This is a genomic window from Thermophilibacter provencensis, from assembly GCF_900128445.1.
Classification (GTDB): Bacteria; Actinomycetota; Coriobacteriia; order Coriobacteriales; family Atopobiaceae; genus Thermophilibacter; species Thermophilibacter provencensis.
Map to the genome: position 1 here is coordinate 2168783 of NZ_LT671417.1, position 13459 is coordinate 2182241.

The 13459-nt window shown below is 69.7% G+C and carries 14 protein-coding genes; 7 read left to right on the forward strand and 7 right to left on the reverse strand.

Features of this window, described 5'->3' with window-relative positions; genetic code table 11:
- Positions 1-48 precede the first annotated feature (48 nt).
- Positions 49-417: a DUF488 domain-containing protein gene (locus BQ7391_RS09785; RefSeq protein ID WP_075280419.1), complete on the forward strand. Its 369-nt coding sequence runs from the start codon at positions 49-51 to the stop codon at positions 415-417.
- A gap of 166 nt (positions 418-583) precedes the next feature.
- Here the strand turns inward: BQ7391_RS09785 and BQ7391_RS09790 are convergent, their stop codons facing one another.
- Positions 584-1183, reverse strand: a complete 600-nt coding sequence (locus BQ7391_RS09790) for a TetR/AcrR family transcriptional regulator (protein ID WP_075280421.1) — start codon at positions 1181-1183, stop codon at positions 584-586.
- Between the two features lie 151 nt (positions 1184-1334).
- On the opposite strand from BQ7391_RS09790, the gene BQ7391_RS09795 reads away from it, so the two are divergent.
- Positions 1335-2777, forward strand: coding sequence for a radical SAM protein (locus BQ7391_RS09795; RefSeq protein WP_075280422.1), 1443 nt, complete (start codon positions 1335-1337; stop codon positions 2775-2777).
- Between the two features lie 178 nt (positions 2778-2955).
- Here BQ7391_RS09795 and BQ7391_RS09800 read toward each other — a convergent pair whose 3' ends face one another.
- The 3 genes from BQ7391_RS09800 to BQ7391_RS12400 form a co-directional block, all read right to left on the reverse strand.
- Entirely contained in the window at positions 2956-3495 is a 540-nt protein-coding gene (locus BQ7391_RS09800; RefSeq protein WP_075280424.1) for a redoxin domain-containing protein, read from the reverse strand.
- A gap of 117 nt (positions 3496-3612) precedes the next feature.
- Positions 3613-4518, reverse strand: coding sequence for a DMT family transporter (locus tag BQ7391_RS09805; RefSeq protein ID WP_075280425.1), 906 nt, complete (start codon positions 4516-4518; stop codon positions 3613-3615).
- Between the two features lie 2 nt (positions 4519-4520).
- Complete coding sequence (locus BQ7391_RS12400) at positions 4521-4661, reverse strand: hypothetical protein (protein WP_159437362.1); 141 nt, start codon at positions 4659-4661, stop codon at positions 4521-4523.
- A 168-nt stretch (positions 4662-4829) separates the two neighbouring features.
- Here BQ7391_RS12400 and BQ7391_RS09810 point away from each other — a divergent pair, with 168 nt between their 5' ends.
- Genes BQ7391_RS09810 through BQ7391_RS09820 form a run of 3 tightly spaced genes read left to right on the forward strand, consistent with a single transcriptional unit; the run spans position 4830 to position 8177 of the window.
- Positions 4830-5987 (forward strand): ABC transporter substrate-binding protein, encoded by a 1158-nt coding sequence (locus BQ7391_RS09810; RefSeq protein WP_075280426.1) that lies wholly within the window; start codon positions 4830-4832, stop codon positions 5985-5987.
- Between the two features lies 1 nt (position 5988).
- Positions 5989-7026 (forward strand): FecCD family ABC transporter permease, encoded by a 1038-nt coding sequence (locus BQ7391_RS09815; protein WP_083662190.1) that lies wholly within the window; start codon positions 5989-5991, stop codon positions 7024-7026.
- The gene (locus BQ7391_RS09820; protein ID WP_083662191.1) at positions 7023-8177 is read left to right on the forward strand and encodes an ABC transporter ATP-binding protein; all 1155 of its coding nucleotides are present in this window, start codon (positions 7023-7025) and stop codon (positions 8175-8177) included. The genes BQ7391_RS09815 and BQ7391_RS09820 overlap by 4 nt, the downstream gene beginning before the upstream one ends.
- 19 nt (positions 8178-8196) lie before the next feature.
- On the opposite strand, the gene BQ7391_RS09825 is transcribed toward BQ7391_RS09820, so the two are convergent.
- The 3 genes from BQ7391_RS09825 to BQ7391_RS09835 form a co-directional block, all read right to left on the reverse strand.
- Positions 8197-9006: a CHAD domain-containing protein gene (locus tag BQ7391_RS09825; RefSeq protein WP_075280428.1), complete on the reverse strand. Its 810-nt coding sequence runs from the start codon at positions 9004-9006 to the stop codon at positions 8197-8199.
- A gap of 65 nt (positions 9007-9071) precedes the next feature.
- Entirely contained in the window at positions 9072-10412 is a 1341-nt protein-coding gene (locus tag BQ7391_RS09830) for a lipase family protein (RefSeq protein WP_159437363.1), read from the reverse strand.
- Positions 10412-11725, reverse strand: a complete 1314-nt coding sequence (locus BQ7391_RS09835) for a putative ABC transporter permease (RefSeq protein ID WP_075280430.1) — start codon at positions 11723-11725, stop codon at positions 10412-10414. The genes BQ7391_RS09830 and BQ7391_RS09835 overlap by 1 nt, the downstream gene beginning before the upstream one ends.
- Positions 11726-11949: 224 nt before the next feature.
- Here BQ7391_RS09835 and BQ7391_RS09840 point away from each other — a divergent pair, with 224 nt between their 5' ends.
- Positions 11950-12357 carry a hypothetical protein gene (locus tag BQ7391_RS09840; RefSeq protein WP_075280432.1) on the forward strand — a complete coding sequence of 136 codons (408 nt, stop codon included), beginning with the start codon at positions 11950-11952 and terminating at the stop codon, positions 12355-12357.
- Between the two features lie 162 nt (positions 12358-12519).
- Complete coding sequence (locus BQ7391_RS09845; RefSeq protein ID WP_075280433.1) at positions 12520-13455, forward strand: LysR family transcriptional regulator; 936 nt, start codon at positions 12520-12522, stop codon at positions 13453-13455.
- Positions 13456-13459: the final 4 nt, after the last annotated feature.

Genomic DNA, 13459 nt, shown 5'->3' on the forward strand with positions numbered 1-13459 from the left:
CCGCTCCGCCCCCGCACGAATTGACCGATCGAGAGAGGGGGACAGGGCATGTTCGAGCTGAGGTGCAGGCGCGTCTATGACGGCCCGGAGGCGGGCGACGGGGCGCGCGTGCTCGTTGACCGGCTCTGGCCGCGCGGGCTGCGCCGCGAGGCGGCGGCGCTCGACGCATGGGAGAAGGGCGTCGCCCCCTCGACGGAGCTCCGCAGGTGGTTCGGGCACGACCCGAGCCGCTTCGAGGAGTTCTCCGCGCGCTACCGCACCGAGCTCGACGCGAGCGAGGCCGCGGCCGAGTTCTCCGAAAGGTGCCGCGCCCTGCTCGCGCGCGGGCCGGTCACGCTGCTTTACGCGGCGCGCGACGAGCGCTGCAACCACGCCCTCGTGCTCGCCGGCTGGCTGCGCGAGCGTCTCATGGCGTGACGGGGGCGACCTCGCCGTCCCCGCGCCCTCCCTGTCGCATTCGCCCAGACAGAGCCAGCCGACGTTCTTCTCCCCTCCCGGGGCGTAATACGTCGGCTGGCTCTGTCTGGGCGAAATGGGGACGTCAGCCCCGGCGCCCGCCCGGGCCGGCTGAGCGGAGGGGCCGTCACACGCCGGCCTCGAGGAGGGCGCCGGCGCGGCGCGTCACCTCCTCGAGCGGCACGCTGCGGTCCGACAGCAGCCACCAGCGGTACAGCGAGAGCAGGCCGCCGACGCCGAATGCGAGCAGCATCTCCAGCTCCGTGTCCGAGAGCTCGCCGCGCACGAGGCCGCGCGCGGCGATCTGGCGGGCGAGCGGGCGGGCGAGGTGGTCGAAGAGCAGCTCGGTCGGCACGTGCTCGCAGTAGCGCTGCCGGAGCACGGCGTTCTTTCCCAGGTGCACCGAGAGCGCGTCGAAGAAGGCGGACAGCGGTCGGACGTCCTCGCCCGCCCCCACGCGACCGCGCATCGTCTCCTCCACCTCGTCGAGCAGCTCCGACACCGCCTCCTCGACGATGGCGTCGAGGATCCCGTCGACGCCGCCGAAGTGCTGGTAGACGGTCTTCCTGTCGACGTCCGCCTCGCGCGCCACGGCGCTCACGGAGATCTGCTCGAAGGGCGTCGTCATGATCAGCCGGTCGAAGGCGCCCATCATGGCGCGGCGGCTCCGGCGCACGCGCCGGTCCACGGCCCGACCGTTCTTCTCGCCCTGTGCGCAATCCCCCATTGTCCGCCCCTCTGTGGAATAGTGGCCAACTCGCTCCCCTTCATGGAAGAGACATACCTAGTATTCCACAGTTGTGGATTTATTCCTAGATGGGTATAAACAGCACCGTTCGGTTCCAGAAACCATAGGGATCGCGTCGGAAGGACCAAGGATGTCGCTTACCCAGACGGCGGAGCGCGCGGCGCTCTACAAGCTCATCGACTACGTGGACGAGGACCCGGAGGCCCGCATCCCCAAGATCATGGACACGATCGACCGCTACACGCCCAAGGACGTCTTCCCCACGCAGCGTGCGGCGTTCAGGAACGCCATCGACGGGCGCAGCAACTGGTACGAGCTCATCCTCAAGGCGTTCCGGCTCAACCCCGAGGTGCGGACGCGCCTGCTCAAGGCCCTCATCGTGGACGCCAACATCCTCGCCTGGCCCGTCCAGGAGAAGGCGCGCGAGAAGTACCGGTGCAACATCCCGTGGGCGATCCTCCTGGACCCCACGAGCGCCTGCAACCTGCGCTGCACCGGCTGCTGGGCGGCAGAGTACGGCCACGCGCTCAACCTCTCCTACGAGGACATCTGCTCGATCATCGACCAGGGCCGCGAGCTGGGCTGCCACATCTACATCTACACGGGCGGCGAGCCGCTCGTGCGCAAGGACGACCTCATCCGCATCTGCGAGAGGTACCCCGACTGCGCCTTCCTCTGCTTCACCAACGCCACCCTCATCGACGAGGCCTTCTGCCAGGACATGATCCGCGTGGCCAACTTCGTGCCCGCCATCTCCGCCGAGGGCAACGAGCACACCACCGACGCGCGCCGCGGCGACGGCACCTACGTCAAGATCGAGCGCGCGATGGATCTCCTGCGCGAGCACGAGCTGCCCTTCGGCATCTCGGCGTGCTGGACGCGCGCCAACGCAGACGCCATCGCCACCGAGGAGAACATGGACTGGATGATCGGGAAGGGCGCGCTCTTCTGCTGGTACTTCCACTTCATGCCCGTGGGGCGCTCCTCCACGCCCGAGCTCATCCCCACGCCCGAGCAGCGCGAGCGGATGTACCGCTTCGTGCGCGAGATGCGCGACAAGAAGCCGCTCTTCACGATGGACTTCCAGAACGACGGCGAGTTCGTGGGCGGCTGCATCGCCGGCGGGCGCCGCTACCTGCACATCAACGCCGCGGGCGACGTGGAGCCATGCGTCTTCATCCACTACGCCAACGCCAACATCCACGACGTGAGCCTGCTGGACGCGCTGCGCTCCCCGCTCTTCATGAAGTACTACGAGGGCCAGCCGTTCAACACCAACCACCTGCGCCCCTGCCCCATGCTCGAGAACCCCGACGACCTGCCGCTCATGGTGGCCGAGACGGGCGCCCGCTCGACGGACCTCGTGGAGCAGGAGACGCCCGAGCAGCTGCGCGAGAAGACCGAGGCCGCGGCGGCGGCCTGGGCGCCGGTGGCCGATCGGCTCTGGGCCGACGAGGGCGACCCCATGCACGAGACGCGGCAGCGGTGGAACGAGGGGCAGGCCGCGACAGACGTCTCGCGCCTCGGGCGCCTCGGGCGGGACCTCACCCGGCAGCCGGAGCCCAAGCTGTAGCCCCCCATGGCGGGGGCGGGGCGGGGGCGTCATCCCCTCCCCGCCCCTCGGCCCCTCTCCCCCGCGTGCCTTGGCGCCCGGGCCCCCGCGGGCGGGGGCGGCCTGGGCGCCGGGCTCCGCCACGAAACTTTGCGCCTTGAGGAGGCGCCGGGGGTCCTCCGCGGTGCGCCCTCGTCCCCTATCGCCCGAGTGCCTTGGCGCCGGGACGCCAGCGGGCGGGGCAGACCTGGTCGCCGTGCTCCGCAACGAACTTTGCCGCCTGGAGGAGCCGCAGGAGCTCCTCCGCGTTGCGGCCGATGCCGCTCGCGGTGACCTCGTAGACCTGGATCCTGCCCTCGGGGTCCACGATGAAGGCGCCGCGCTCGGCGATGCCGGCAGGCTCGTTGAGGACCTCGAAGTCGCGCGCGAGCACGTGCGCCGGGTCGGCGAGCATGGGATAGGTCACCCTGCCCACGAGCTCGGACCCCTCGTGCCACGCCTTGTGGACGTAGTGGGTGTCGCAGCTGACGGAGTAGAGCTCGCAGCCCTCCGCCCTGAAGGCCTCGTAGCTCTCCTCGAGGTCCACGAGCTCGGTCGGGCACAGGAGCGAGAAGTCGGCCGGGTAGAAGAGGAACAGGCTCCACCTTCCCAGCACGTCCGCCTTGGTCACGGTGCGGAACTCGCCGTTCTGGTACGCCTTGACGCTGAAGTCTGAGATCTCCTTGCTGATGAGGGACATGGTCGGCTCCTTTGCCGGTAGCGGTGGGTCCCCTCCCCTGAGGGGGTCGGTGATTTGTTACCCATTTACTAGCATTTGTAGTCACGACCGAGACGCCGCAGAGCGGGCCGGGGCGGCCTACGCCTCCCCCGCGCGCGGCGTCACGAGCCAGGCGCCGAGCACCATGAGCGCAAGGGCGAGGAGAAACGCAGGCCCCGGCACGGTCTGGAACAGCGCAAGCGAGAGCGCCGCGCCGATGAACGGGTTCACCGCGTAGTAGGCGCTCGTGCGCGCGGCGCCCAAGCCGCGCTGCGCGTACACGTAGAAGAAGATCGAGAGCCCGTAGGCGACGAAGCCCAGCGCGAGGGCCGCGGCCGCGTCCGGCAGCGCGGGCAGCGCGTCACCGGCGAGAAGCGCCACGGCCAGGGCCCCCGCGCCCGACCCCAGCCCCTTTACGACGACCACCTGCGCCGGGTCCCTCTCGGAGAGGCGGCTCGTGCAGTTGTTCTCCACGCCCCAGCACAGGCATGCGCCGATCACCATCAGAGAGCCCGCCGAGAAGCTCAGCGCGCCCCCGCCCTCCAGGCTGAGCAGCGCGCACGACAGCGTGATGACCGCGATGCCCGCCCACGTGCGCGGCGCCACCCGCTCGCCGAAGGCGAGAAGGGCGATCACGGCCGTCGCCACGATCTCGAAGTTGTTGAGGAGCGCCACGTTCTCCGGGGCCGCATGCGAGAGGCCCGCCATGAGCAGGATCGGCGCAGCCACGTCCAGCAGCACCATCGCCACGACGTACGGGGCGTCGGCGCTCTCGAGGGGCCTCTCGTCAGACGTGCCGCGACGCACTGCCGCCCGCAGGCCCGCGAGCGCCGCCATGCCCACGCCCGCGCCCAGGTAGAGCAGGGCCGCCATCATGTTGGGCGCCACGTCGGAGAGAAGGACCTTGGAGCACGGCGTGGAGAGCGCGTAGAGGCATGCCGCCAGGAAGGCCGCCGCGACGAAGCGCGCCGGGCGCGCACGCTTCGAGCCGCCCCTCTCCCCCACGGCTACTCACGCTCCATGGGCGCGCCCAGGCGCGTCAGGCGGCGCGCCGACCTGCCCTCAGCGCTGTCCCGCACAGAGGCCGCGGGCGCGGCGGCCCTGGACCCGCAGCCCGATCCGCGCGGCACGGCCTTCTCGACGCGCATGGCACCCTCCCTCGCTATCCCCTCGTGACAAGTGTACTGGTTATGGGACTCCCCCATGCGTGGCGACGGCATCCGGCCCACGGCCCCGCGCGCCGCGCGGCGCCAGCGACGGCGTCCGGCGAAGGGCGTATCATGGGTGAGTTGACCTCACCGCGAACGGAGACCCGCATGGCAGCCCGCTCCATCTCGCGCAGGGGCGCGGTTGGACTCGCGCTTCTCGCCTCCGCGTCGCTCGCCCTCCCCGGATGCTCGCCGACGGGCGAGAAGGACGACGGCGACCGCGGCCTCGCCGCGCTCGGCGAGCCGACGCCCGTGGCCCTCTCTCACGCCACGCAGTTCTCGCTTGACGCCTACGAGAGCGGCTACCGGCTCGCCACGCTCGCCAGCGGGGAGCGCCTCCTCATCGTGCCCGAGGGCGCCACGGTGCCAGAGCGCCTCCCCGAGGACATCGCCGTGATTCGCCGGCCGCTCGAGAACGTCTATCTGGCCTCCACCGGCATGATCTGCCTCGTGGACGCCATCGGCGCGCTCGATGCGATCGGCGTGTCGTCCGTCCGCGCCGAGGACTCCCCCGTCCCGGCGTTCGCGGAGCGCCTGGAGAGCGGCGAGATCTCCTACGGCGGCATCTATCGCGCCCCCGACTACGAGCTCATCGCCGCCACGGGCTGCCCGCTGGCCATCGAGAACACCAACATCGACCACGTGCCCGAGGTGCGCGCCAAGCTCGAGGAGCTGGGCGTGGCCGTCCTCATGGAGCAGTCCAGCCGTGAGGGGGACATGCTCGGCCGGCTGGAGTGGGTCAAGCTCATGGGCGCCCTCTTCGACCGCGAGGACGAGGCCGCGGAGGTCTTCGACGACGTGGCGAGGCGCGTGGAGGAGGCCGCCGCGGAGGGCCCCGCGGGCAGGACCGTGACCTTCTTCTACGTGAACGAGGACGGGGCCGCCGTGACGCGGCGCTCCGGCGACTACTTCTGCCAGATGATCGAGGCGGCGGGCGGCGCGTACGTGAGCTTTTCCGAGGAGGGCGCGACCGAATCCTCCCCCACCACCGTCACCGTCGAGATGGAGCGCTTCTACGAGGGCGCGCGAGACGCCGACGTCATCGTCTACAACGGGACGATCGACGGCGGCGTGACCAGCCTCGAGGCGCTCGTCGAAAAGAACGCGCTGCTCGCGGACTTCCGCGCCGTGCGAAACGGGGACGTCTGGACCTGCGACTCCAACCTCTATCAGCAGATCACCAGCATGGCGGACATCATCTCCGACCTGCGCTCCGCCATCGCCGGCTCGGGGGAGCCCACCACCTTCGTCTGGAGGCTCGAGTAGCGTGGGTGACGCGAAGGTCAGCGGCGGCGGACGGGGGCGGCGGGCGACGGCCTACGACCTCATCGTCCTTCTCGGCCTTCTGGCGCTCTTCGCGGCCAACCTATGCCTGGGGAGCGTGGGGACGTCGCCCGCGGAGGTGCTGGGCATCCTTCTGTCCGGGCCCGGCGACACCTCCACTGCGGCCCAGGTCATCTGGCAGATCCGCCTGCCGCGCGTCATCGAGGCGGCGCTTCTGGGAGGGGCGCTCTCGCTCTCTGGCTTCCTGCTGCAGACGTTCTTCAACAACCCCATCGCCGACCCCTTCGTGCTGGGGGTGTCCTCTGGCGCCAAGCTCGTGGTGGCCGTCGTGATGATCGTGGTGCTCGGCGCCGGCCAGCCCATGAGCCCGGCGGCATCCGTGGGCGCGGCGTTTCTCGGCTCGCTCCTCACGATGGGCTTCGTCCTCCTCATCTCGCGCCGCGTGCGCTCCCAGGGCATGCTCATCGTGGCGGGCGTGATGGTGGGCTACATCTGCTCCGCCGCCACGAACTTCCTTGTGGCGTTTGCCGACGACCAGGCGATCGTGAACCTGGACAACTGGTCGCGCGGGAGCTTCTCGGGCGCCACGTGGCCCGACGCGGGCATCATCGCCGCGGCGGTGGTCGCCATGGCGGCCGCGGTGTTCGCGCTCTCCAAGCCGCTCGGCGCCTACCAGCTCGGCGAGCCCTACGCGCAGAGCGTGGGAGTCAACGTGCTCGGCCTGCGCATGCTCATCGTGCTCGTTTCGAGCCTGCTCTCGGCGTGCGTGGCGGCCTTCGCGGGGCCGGTCTCGTTCGTGGGCATCGCCGCGCCGCACCTCGCGCGGCGCGGCGTGGGCTCGTCTCGGCCACTCCTCGTGACGCCCGCGTGCTTCCTCACGGGAGCGGCCTTCTGCTGCGGGTGCGACCTCGTCGCGCGCACGCTCTTCTCGCCGGTCGAGCTCTCCGTGAGCGCCGTCACCGCGGTCTTTGGGGCGCCCGTCGTGATTGCCCTCATGCTTCGCGGGAGGGCGGGCCGATGACGTGCAAAGGTGCCTGTCCCCCTTCCACGCCTTCCACGCTTGCGCTTGAGCTGCGGGGGCTGGACGTGGGGCACGGGCGAAGGGCGCTCGTGCGGGACATCTGCCTCGCCGTGCGACCCGGGCAGGTGGTGGCGCTGATCGGACCCAACGGCTCGGGCAAGACCACGATCCTGCGCACCGTCGCCGGGCAGCTGAGGAGGCTGGGCGGCGTCGTGGAGCTCTTCGGCCGCCCCCTCGACGGCGTCCCCGCGGCCGATCGTGCCCGCAGCATGTCCGTCATGCTCACCGGGCGCCCGCGAACGGAGCTTCTCACCTGCCGCGACGTCGTGGAGGCGGGCCGCTACCCGTTCACCGGGAGCCTCGGGGTCCTCGGCGAGGGGGACCGGGAGGCCGTCGTCTCGGCGATGGCCGCAACCGATGTGCTCGGGCTCGCGGAACGCGACTTTGCCCACGTGAGCGACGGCCAGCGGCAGCGCGTCCTTCTCGCCCGGGCGCTCTGCCAGGAGCCTCGCGTGCTGCTGCTCGACGAGCCCACCTCGTATCTGGACGTGCGCTCCCAGCTTGAGGTTCTGCAGCTCCTGCGCCGGGAGGCGCGAGGGCGCGGCATCGCCGTCGTGGCGTCGCTGCACGAGGTCGACCTCGCCCAGAAGGCCGCCGACCACGTGATCTGCGTCAAGGGCGGCCGCGTGGCGTTTCAGGGCGCGCCCGACGAGGTCTTCACGGCAGAGCGGGTCGCCGAGCTCTACGACCTCGCGCCGGGCGCCTATGACCCGACGTTCGGCAGCGTCGAGCTCGCGCGGCCAGAGGGGGAGCCCGAGGTCTTCGTCATCGCGGGGGGCGGCACGGGGGCGACGTGCTTCCGGCGCCTCGCGCGCGAGGGCACGCCGTTCGCCGCGGGGGTGCTGCACGAGCACGACGTCGACGGCCTGCTCGCACGGAGCCTCGCCGCGCGAGCCGTCTTCGAGCGGGACTTCGAGCCCGTGAGCAAGCGCGCCGTTTCCGAGGCGCGCGAGGCCCTTCTCGCCTGTCGCGAGGTCATCTGCTGCGTGAGCGAGTTCGGCACGATGAACGCCCGCAACGCCGAGCTTCTCGACGCCGCCCGCTCGGTCGGCCTCTGCAAATTGGGGACAGTCCCCGATTCGCAGATATGATTTATATCAAATATATGTGTTAATTGGGGACTGTCCCCGATTCGAAGAAGGAGTCCACAAGGGCCTGGTTCTGGGCGAGGAGGGCCCCGAGGGCGCTGCGCGCCTCGTCGGAGAGCCCCCTCGTAGGGAACTCGCGCGCCATCGCCACGTTGACGCGGGCGTCGCAGATGTCCCCGAGCTCGTCCTGCACGAGCTTCATGCGCGCTCCCTCGGCGACGGCGTCATGCCCCAGCAGGTCGCCGAAGCTCTCCCCGACGTAGCGCACGCGCTTGGCGCGCTTGCGCAGCGTGTGCACGGCGTCGGCGTCCGCGCGGTCGACGCGCGCGTAGCGCTCGTCAACGCTGCGGACCAGCTCGTCGAACGCCGCGCGCACGTCCCCCCGCGTCACGCCCGCCTCGCGAGCGCGCCGCCGCCAGGGCAGCTTCTCCATCGCCTTCCTCACGCGTCGCAGGGCGCGGCGCGCGTGGCGCCCGCGCATGACGTCGACGACGTGGTTGCGCTCGAGCTCGCGCAGCTCGCCGATCTTCTCGTCGAGCTCGCCGTAGGGGACGTCGAGCGCGCGGACCTGCCTCAGCAGCACGTCGTACTCGCGAAGGCGCGAGGTCTCTATCACCACGGAGCGCAGGTCGTCCTGGAGCAGCCGGTACCGGCGACGCCTGAGGAACGGCGAGGAGAACGCGAGCAGGCTGCGCAGGGTGCGGATGGAGATGCGCAGGCGGTGGATGGTCTCGACGTCGTCCGGGTCGGCGAGAAACGCCTCAAGCCGGCGCTCCACCGTCCGCTCGCCCTCGCGCAGCACGCGTGCGAGCTCCTTGCGCACGTCCCCCATCGCCCGTCTCCCATCCGTCCGTCTGCAAATTGGGGACAGTCCCCAATTTGCAGATATATTTTATATCAATCAGTTGTGTCAATTGGGGACTGTCCCCAATTGACAGACTGCATGTAGGCGATGTAGACGCTCGGGTAGTGGCCGTAGAGCACCTGCACGGGGTTCACGTCGGCGAGGAGGTCGTGCGCGAGGGAGAAGACCCCGCCCGCGCTCGCGAGGTCGTCGGCCGTGGGAATCTCGCGCGCGAGGTCCTCCACCAGCCTGTCCACGCGCTCGCGGTCCTCGGGAACGTAGGGGCACCCCACGCCGGTGTTAGCCTCGAAGATCTTGCACATAGCCTCGTACTTCTCGCCAAAGCCCTCGTCGCCGTGGCCGGGAAGCCAGAGGTCGTGCCCGTAGCGTTCGTAGCCCCAGGAGGCGAGCGGCAGGCGCGGTACCAGGTCGCTCGGGTTCATGACGTTGAAGACGTTGTCGTAGAGGGCGTCGCGCGCGTTGTCGAAGGTCGTGACCTCGGGCGTGGCGAAGGTGTAGCAGTAGATGCCCTCAAGCGGCGCCAGCACGCGCAGGCCCTGCGACATCTCGTCGGCGTACGCGGCGGCGATGTTGGCCACGGCGGCTCCGCGCGAGTGCCCGGTGAACAGCAGGCAGATGTCGTCCGTGCCGTCGAGGCCCGCCTCCTCGGTGACGCGCTCGGCGAGCACGTCCACGATCTCGCGCGCGGCCTGGGCAAAGCCCTCGTGCGTGATCTCGTCCATGTCGTAGGCGGCCGCGTCGCCCATGTTGAGGTCGCTCAGCCACTCGGAGCCGTAGCTCCCGCGGATGGACACGAGGAAAAGGGTCTTCTCGGCGGCGCCCTCGCCCGTCACGCGCTTGGCGGCAACCGAGTAGGCAACGACGTCATCCGTGCCGGTGATGAGGTCTACGACCTCGTCGAAGATCTCGCTGCGGTATTGATACGACGCCGTGGAGATCTCCTCGAAGCCCAGCGCCGCGAGCGCAGCCTCCATGTGGGCCGGCGAGTCCGAGCCCGCCTGGTAGTACGCCGACTCGGAGTTGGCCACGGTAGAGAGCACCGAGCACGTGGTGGCAAGATCGTGGTTGTAGACGGTGGGATCCCGGAAGAACCAGTCGTCGTCCCAGGCCACCTCCGTGGAGATGGTCTCCGAGCCCGTGGCCATGCTCGTGAAGTCGATGCGCGTCGAGAAGGACCCCGTGCGCCCGGACGAGCCCTCCAGCGCCGCGAACTCGCTCGGGGCCTGGACCACGCCCAGGCCCGCCTCCCTCTGCGCGAGGCGCCGCTGCACCGCCAGCCCGAGCGCGACGACGGCGACGGCCAGGGCCGCCAGCAGGGCAAGAAGGACGCGCCGCCCCCAGCGCGGCCTCGCCGGGGCCTCACCCGGCGCCATCATGCCTCCGGGGCCGCCGAGACGTCAGCCACGGCGCGCGCCGCCCCGTCCACGCGCGCGGAGTCGTCCGGCGTGATGGTCATGGACTCGAAGCGGTGCGCCATGTAGTCGTTATCGTAGTTCTCGGCATAGAACCGCTCGACGGGCGTGGTCTGCGGGATGCCCGAGAGGCGCTCGAACCAGCAGTCCAGCGCCTCGAGCGTCATGACGCCGTTCACGAGCATGAGGACGGCGCAGAGCGTGGTGAAGGAGTAGCGGACCTTCCACGGGATGAGGTTGATGAGCCTGAGCATCCACGGAAGGCAGAGCTTGATCCACATAAGGCCGAGGGCGCCCCACATGCACATGAAGAGGGTCGAGGTGCGCCCGCCAAAGACGGCCGCGATGGGGTCGGGGAAGGCCCCGAAGATCGTGGAGCCGGAGTAGTCCCAGGCCACCGCGCCGAAGCCGAACTCCATGAAGAGCGAGGTCGCCGCCTCGAAGAGGCCGCCGATCACGGCGGAGACGGCGAAGATGACCACCGGGTTGGCCTTGTAGAAGCGGTTGAGCGCCGCCGTCATGAGCACGGCGCCAAAGCCGTAGATGGGCGAGAACGGGCCAAAGAGCAGGCCGGCGCGGTCCTGGATCTCTCCGGGCACCACGATGACGAAGTGATACACGGTCTCGATGACGAGGCCGAGGAAGCAGCAGATCACGAAGACCCAGAACAGGTTGAAGAAGTTGAGCTCGATGTAGCCCTTGCCCTCGACGTCGCGGCCGAGCATGCCCTCCTCGGCAGCCTCGCGCTCCACCATGTCGCGCACGTGGCGCTCGAGCGCGCGCTCCTTCTTGAGCGACGGATCAACTGTGACGGAGACCGCGATCAGCAGGAAGAGCTGAATGGCGTCGGGGATGAGCGAGAGGTCGATGCCCTGCAGCATGATCTTGAGCAGGACCTGGACGACCGACGTGCCGATGAGCACGTGCGACCAGCGCGCCGCGTTGCGGCGCCGGCTCTTGCGCAGCGAGCGCCCAAAGACGACGAGCGCCGCGCCGTTGCCAATGGTGACGAGGTAGCTGATGGCGAGAAGGACCACGGGCAGCGTGGGGTCGGTGCCCACGATGATCAGGGACGGGTCGGTCTGGAGCGCCCACGTCATGAGGGCGGCGAACACGATGACAGAAAACAGGGTGAACACGCCGAGGACCGTGCAGAGGGCCCCGTAGAGCCGCATCGCGAGCGGGATCTTCGCGGCCGCGGCGTCGCCCTCCGAGGCGGGGGCGCCCGCGCGCATGTCGGCGTCGATGGTTTCTGGCTGCGCCTTTGGGGTCATGTGAGCTCCTCGAGGCCCGGTCCAACCGAAGGGTAAGCAAGCGTTCCCACGATAACCGAGAGGCCCTCTCGCCCCGATGGGAAGGGCCCCGCCGCCCCATACTCAAGGAATCGTTGAATCGCCCCGTTCTTCTCGCCCCGATTGACCGGGCGGAGGCCGCCTGCGTATACTTCCCGGTTTGATGTGCAGCCAGCCCCACGATACGGCACCACGGAGGGAAGCCCATGACCAAAGAATGCAGCATCGTGAAGGGAATCAGCATCTTCCTTTCCCTTATCGGCATCGCCTCGATCGCGATGGCGGCGATCGCCTACTTCCTCGGCCCCACCGTCGACCTGGGCATCGAGGACCAGGGGGCGATGGTCCTCGCGGCCGCCGTCGTCCTGCTGTTCATCGGGGCGCTCGAGCTTGTCACGGGCGTCATGGGCATCCGCCTCTCCAAGGACCCCGCGCGCCTCAAGCCCTTCGTCGTCTCCGCGACCATCCTCACGCTCGTGAACCTCTTCGAGGTCTTCATGAAGATCGGCTCCGACGAGGACGGCCCGATCTGGGTCAACCTGCTCTACGCCGCGCTCGCCTTCACGGCGATCGTCTATGCCTCGCGCGCCATGAAGGGTGCCGACGCCCAGTAGCGCCCCTTGGCCTCGCCCGCCCCAGGAATCCGGGACGGGACGTCGGCTATAGTCTCTGTATGGCCGAGACCAGACGGTCCTTCTCCGGCCGCCGCCACCCCCGACATGGCGGCGGCCGCACTCTTTGCCGGAACATATCTCCTTGCCGGGACATGGGGGCGCATGAACGTCAGACAGCTCAGATTCTTCTGCCTCGCCGCCCGCGACGGCACCTTCTCCGCCGCGGCGAGGGAGGAGGGCGTCACAGTCCAGGCGGTCTCCAAGTCCATCCACGAGCTCGAGGAGGAGCTGGGCGGGGCGCTGTTCGCCAGGGCCGGCAAGGGGATGGCCCTCACGCCCCTTGGCGAGAAGATCCTCGAGCCGGCGCGCGCCGCGGTCATGAGCTTCGAGTCCGTGGAACGCGCCGCGGGCGCCGGGCGCGCGGCCGAAAGAAGGGACGGCCTGGAGCTCGCCCTCGTCTCTCCGCCCTTCTCCAAGCATGAGTTCATCTGCGGCGTCATCTCTCGGCTCGCGACGCATGCCCTCGGGGTCAAGACCCGCCTCTCGGTCTCGGTGGGGGCCAAGGCGCTCGCGGGCCTTCGGGCGGGAACGGTGGACGCCCTGTTCACCATCGGCCGGCTCAGGGCGCCGCAGTGCGAATGCACGCAGATCGGGTCGGTCTCGCCGGGCGTCTTTCTGGGGAGGGGCCACCCGCTGCGCGGGAAGGGGACGCTCTCCTTTGCGGACCTGGAGCCGTACCCCGTCCTCTGGTCAGACGAGGTCGACGGGTTCAACGAGACGGTCCTCGTCACCTGCCAGAGGGCCGGACTGAGCTCACCCGTGGTCCCCATCGAGACGAGCGAGGAGGTCGTCGACTTCCTCGAGAGCCGCAACGGGTTCATCATGGGCGTGAACCTCAAGGCGCTCAGCATCAGGCCCTTCGCCATGATGCACGGCCTCGACCCGGCGGACGCCCCCTCGGTCCCCGTCTGTATTGTCACGCTCGAGGGATCGTGCCGCCCGGAGGTGGAGCGCCTGAGGCAGTTCGTCTGCAACGAATTCTCCCTCCTGGCGCGCACGCTGGGGACGGCCTCCGGCCCGCAGAAAGACCTATCATAAAGCC